At 62.3% G+C, this 3,895-nt stretch carries 2 protein-coding genes; both read right to left on the bottom strand.

Annotated elements, in window-relative coordinates; genetic code table 11:
* A partial coding sequence (locus tag HX846_RS29505) for an extracellular solute-binding protein (protein WP_178966717.1) occupies positions 1-1,175 on the bottom strand: 1,175 nt, incomplete at its 3' end.
* 129 nt (positions 1,176-1,304) lie between these two features.
* The coding region (locus HX846_RS29500) for a TonB-dependent siderophore receptor (RefSeq protein ID WP_256740087.1) at positions 1,305-3,895 on the bottom strand (2,591 nt) is incomplete at its 5' end.

Genomic DNA, 3,895 nt, shown 5'->3' with positions numbered 1-3,895 from the left:
GGCGGCTGGTAGACCTGGGTGAACACCTCCTCCGGCACTTGCCCGCGCCAGGGTTCCAGAATGGCCAGCTCCTGGGCATCCGGCAGCTGGGTGGCCGCCAATGCGCTGCGGGAAAAGAAGCTGCGCTGGCGCAGGTACAGGCTGTGCATCATCTGCCGGTTGCTCCAGTCGAAATCCCACAACAGGCTCAGCGCCTCGCGCACGCGGCGGTCCTGGAACTGCGGTTTTTGCAGGTTGAACACAAAGCCCTGGGTGCCCTGCACGGCATTCGGTGCCAGTTGTTCACGTTGCAGACGACCGTCGCGCAAAGCCTCGCCGTCGTAGCCCACCGAATAACTGGTGGCGGAAAATTCGCGATTGAAGTCGTAACCCTGGGCTTGCAGGATCTGGCGCGACACGTCGCCGTCGGCAAAAAACTCAAGCCGCAGGGTGTCGAAGTTGTACTGCCCCTGCGTCACCGGCAGGTCTCGCCCCCACCAATCCTTGACCCGTTCGAAGGTGACACTGCGGCCGTTGTCCACGCTGCTGATACGGTACGGGCCGCTGCCCACCGGCGGTTCAAAGCCGCCACCGTTGGCGAAATTGCGCCCCTGCCACCAATGTTCCGGCAGCACCGGCAGTGAAGCGAGGTCCAGGGGCAAGGTACGATTGTCGGCGCTTTTGAAGGTGAACCGCACTTGGGTCGGCGATTCCACCAGCACCTGGTCCACATCGGCAAAGCTTTGGCGATACGCCAGGCTCCCTTCGGTGGTGAACAGCTTGAAGGTGTAGGCCACGTCCTGCGCGGTGATGGGCGTGCCATCGGCAAAACGCGCCTTGGGATTGAGGTAGAAACGCAGCCATGAATGGTCATCTGCCAGCTCCATGCCTTTCGCGACCAACCCGTACACGGTGTACGGCTCATCCTGCGAACGGTACGCCAACGGGCTGTAGAGCCAACCCTGGATCTGGGTGATGCCGGTGCCTTTGTCGACATACGGGATCAGGTGATCAAACGCCCCGCCTTCCATGGACGAGCGACGAAAACTGCCGCCCTTGGGCGCGTTCGGGTTGACGTAATCCAGGTGTTTGAAGTTGGCCGGGTACTTGGGCGCTTCGCCGTATACCGTCAAAGCGTGCGTCGGTTGAGCGAGCAGTGACGGCGCCCAAAGGCCCGTCAGCAGTGCCCACACCATGAAGCGAAACAGGCTCACAAACTCAACTCCTTTTCCAAAAACGCTGAAGGCTCACTTATGCAGGGTTGTGCGTCGACGCCAGGGTTTTTATAGAGCACCGGTTAGACCGTTAGCGCATGGGCTTATGCGCTACTTGCCGAAGTGGTAACTCACGTCCAGCCAGACCTGGCGGCCATAGGGGTCGTAGTTGCCGCTGGGGTAATACGGCCAGCCGGCGGAGTCATCGTGCTTGACCTGATTGAGCAGGTTGTTGACGGTCAGGCCGACACTCGCCTGCTCGTTCACCTGGTAACGGGCGCTGGCGTTGAAGGTGGTCCAGGGCGACAGGCGCCCATCGCCGGCGCCATTGGTCACGCTGCCGTAGCGAATGCCGGTCAGCGTGGTGGTGAGGTGCTGGTAGTCCCAGGTCAGGCTCGCGTTGACCTTGCTGCGCCAGTCGTGGTTGTCGGTGCTGGAGCGCAGGTTCTGGGTTTGCGCATCGTCCGATTCCTTGAGGTAGTGGGACAGCACCAGGCTGTAGCCAATCGCCGAACTGAACGCGCCGTACTGGCCTGCGCCCCAGCGAATATTACTCTTGAGGTCCAGGCCGCTGACCCGCTCGCTGGCGGCGTTGATCGCATTGACCTGCACCCGTTGCAGCACGTTCGGGTCCACTGCCGCCGTGCTGGCATTGCGCTGGATGCGTGCCAAGACGTCGGCGCAAGTGGTCGCATCAAGCTGGCCGTTGCGGCACTGGTTTTCCTGTTGCAGCAAGCGGTTGATGTCGACGGTGGTCAACAGGTCCTTGATTTCGACGCGCCAGAAGTCGGCGGAGAAATCAAACTGATGCGAAGGCGACCAGACAAAGCCGTACGTCCAGGACTTGCCACGCTCGGAGGCGAGGTCCGAATTACCGGTCTGGGTGTAATCCACGCGGCCTCGGTCACACGCCCCCTCTACGCCCTTGCTGCAACCGTAATAGTCGATCTGGTCAGGCGTGTAGCCATTGGTCGCGGCCTGGTAGAGGTAGTTGAGGTCGGGTGCGCGAAAGCTGGTGCCGTAGCTACCACGAAACAGCAGGCTGGTCACCGGGCGCCATTCCAGGCCCAGGTTGTAGGTTTTTTGTTGCTCGGTGCGGCCACTGAATTTGTATTGGTCCCAGCGCCCGGCCGCCGAGGCGAGCAAGGTGTCGGTAACGGGAATGCTCAGCTCGCCACCCGCGGCGTAGCGGTCACGCGAACCGCCTGAATTGGAGGCCGGCGTGGTGTTGTAAAACGTGCCGTCATTGAGTTGGTCGTCGACATCGACGCTGTAGGATTGCCGCCCCACTTCGGTCACACCGGCAAAGCCCACCGGCCCGGCGGGCAGCTCGAACAGGTCGCCGTTGATGTTGGCGCTGAAGGTTTGGGAAACCGATTTACTCTTCTGCACCAGGTTGCCGCGAAACTGATCCCACTGCTCCGGAGTCAGCGGCTGGTCCAGCCGCGAAGGGTCTGGCGCGAAGACCGGGTGCCCGTCCTGCGTGCCCAGTTGCGGCCCGAGGTAGTAATCGCGGATGCCGCTCAAAGGCGTGTAGCGGGTGGTGCGGTCGCTGGTGTACTCGGAGCGGTTCGCCGCAATCTGATAACCCCAATCACTGTTGGTGAACTTGTCTTCCAAGCCCAGGGTGCCGGTCCAGGACACTTCGCGCCATTTGCTGTTGTTGCTGGTCTTGCCACCGATTTCCTCGCTGGAAAAGTTGCGTGACCAGCGCTCCAGGTTACCGGTGTTGCGGTTGATAAAGTCCGGCGAGGTGAAGCTTGGGCCGCGCGTGTTGTTCTGCGTGTGATCAAAGCCAAACATCAAGTCGGCGAACACTTTGCCGGTGTCGCTGAAGTGCCAGGTGCCGCGCGTGTAGCCGTCATAGTTTTCCTTCTGCGCCTGCAAGGTCCAGTAGTCGTTGTAGTACTGGTTGGTGGTGCAGCGGGTGCTGCTGCCACCGAGCTTGCCGTTGTAGATACCGCCGTAGGCACCACAGCCGGGGCCGAGGTAGGCGCCGCTGTCGAGGTTACGGCGGTAGCCCACATCCTTGGCCGGGCCGTCGCTCATAAAGCCGCGCTGGTTGGCCCAGATCGGTTGGCGCTGGGTCAGCTCCAGGCCGAATACCCCGTCAAAATCGCCCCAGGTGTCGCCGCCGCTGATCTGCAGGCGCTGGTTGTCGCCGCCGCCACGCTCGGCGGCGCCACCACGCAGATTGACGTCCACGCCGCTGATCTTGTCTTTGAGGATGATGTTCACCACCCCGGCAATCGCGTCGGAGCCATACACCGCCGAGGCGCCGCTGCTGAGGATCTCGATACGCTCGATCATCACCGCCGGGATGTTCGCAAGGTTGGTGAAGTTGACCGCGCCGTCGTACGCCGTGGGGTAGTCGGCCACGCGCCTGCCGTTGATCAGCACCAGCGTGTGGTTCGGCCCCAGCCCTCGCAGGTTGAGGGCACTGGCGGCCGGCTGGAAGGTGTTGCCGTAGTCTTCGCCCTGGGTCATGCCGGTGTTCTGGGTTTGCGAAGCGATGGCGTCGTAGACGTTTTTGTAGCCCCTGCGGGTGACTTCGTCAGCGGTGATGACCGTGACCGGCGACGGCCCTTCAACCTGGGCACGGGCAATGCGTGACCCCGTGACCACGACCTTTTCCAACGCCACATCACCCGGGACTTTCGCCGCCGTGGGCGTAGCCTTGACCGCCGCTGCAGGTGGCTTGG

It is taken from the genome of Pseudomonas sp. K5002 (assembly GCF_013386655.1).
GTDB lineage: Bacteria > Pseudomonadota > Gammaproteobacteria > Pseudomonadales > Pseudomonadaceae > Aquipseudomonas.
Note: the sequence above shows the minus strand (reverse complement) of the source record. Positions and strands in the feature narration are given on the sequence as shown.